Raw genomic sequence first — 848 nt, 5'->3', positions numbered from 1 at the left:
TCGAAAGGGGTGTTGCGGGTGGTCGAACAGGCTTTCCGTTTCGGCCACTTCCAGCAGTTCGCCGTAGCGCATCACGCCGACGCGGTCGCACATCTGGCGGATCACCGGCAGGTCGTGGCTGATGAACAGCATGGTCAGGCCGAGTTCTTCCTGCAGGTCTTTCAGCAGGTTCAGGATCTGCGCCTGGATGGACACGTCGAGCGCGGAGGTGGGTTCGTCGCAGATCAGGAAGCGCGGGCGCGTGGCCAGTGCGCGGGCGATGCAGATGCGCTGGCGCTGGCCGCCCGAGAACTCGTGCGGGAAGCGCTCGGCCGCCCGGTCGCCCAGGCCCACCACGTCCAGCAGGTCGGCCACGATGCGGCGGGCCTCGGCCTCGCTTGCCGCCAGCTTGTGGAAGCGGATGGGTTCGGCCACGATGTCCAGCACGCGCATGCGCGGGTTGAGCGACGAGAACGGATCCTGGAAGATCATCTGGATCTGGCGCCGGAACGGATTGAGCTGCTTTTCGCCCTTGAGCGCGGTCAGGTCCGTGCCGCCGAACGTGACCGACCCTTCCGATGGCGTGTACAGCCCCGAGATCAGCCGCGCCACGGTGGACTTGCCGGAGCCGGATTCGCCCACCAGTCCGAAGACCTCGCCTTCGCCGATCGAGAAGTTCACGCGCTTGACCGCGTCCAGCGTGCGCTGGTTGCGCTTGAAGAGCGCGCTCTTGAGCACGAAGCGCATGGACAGGTCACGCACCTGCACCAGCGGGCCTTCGGTATGCGCGCCGAAGTCGCGCCGCTGGCCCAGCCAGTGCGTAGCCAGGTCCAGCGGCTGCGACGGCGTCTTCACGTCTTCGATGTAGG

At 66.7% G+C, this 848-nt stretch carries 1 protein-coding gene; it reads right to left on the bottom strand.

The window, feature by feature from the left end; genetic code table 11:
• Positions 1-848 (bottom strand): ATP-binding cassette domain-containing protein (locus tag A9976_RS10665; protein ID WP_183018982.1); only part of this gene is annotated, 848 nt, incomplete at both ends.

This window comes from Delftia sp. UME58 (assembly GCF_014170385.1).
Taxonomy (GTDB): Bacteria; Pseudomonadota; Gammaproteobacteria; order Burkholderiales; family Burkholderiaceae_C; genus Comamonas; species Comamonas acidovorans.
The sequence above is the reverse complement of the archived record's forward strand: the minus strand, read 5'-3'. Positions and strand labels throughout refer to the sequence as shown.